At 73.2% G+C, this 254-nt stretch carries 1 protein-coding gene; it reads left to right on the top strand.

The genetic code is table 11. The features are described from left to right. On the top strand, positions 1-240 hold a 240-nt coding region (locus FLQ44_RS03115; RefSeq protein ID WP_276607826.1), incomplete at its 5' end, for a helicase-related protein. Positions 241-254: the final 14 nt, after the last annotated feature.

A 254-nucleotide genomic window follows, 5' to 3' on the forward strand; every position in this document is an offset into this window, starting at 1 on the left:
GGCGGCTACCTGCCCACCGAGCGTCGCGAGGTCGAGCGGGCGATGCGCGAAGGCCGCATCGATGGCCTGATCGGCACCTCCGCGCTGGAGCTGGGCGTCGATATCGGCGCGCTGGATGTGGTCGTGCTGAACGGCTATCCCGGCAGCATCGCCGCGACCCGCCAGCGGCTCGGCCGCGCCGGCCGCCGCGGCCAGCCCACCTTGGGCGTGCTTGTGGCAGGCAGCACCGCCCGGGACTAGTACATCATGCCGGC

The organism is Vogesella mureinivorans (genome assembly GCF_007644035.1).
Taxonomy (GTDB): Bacteria; Pseudomonadota; Gammaproteobacteria; order Burkholderiales; family Chromobacteriaceae; genus Vogesella; species Vogesella mureinivorans.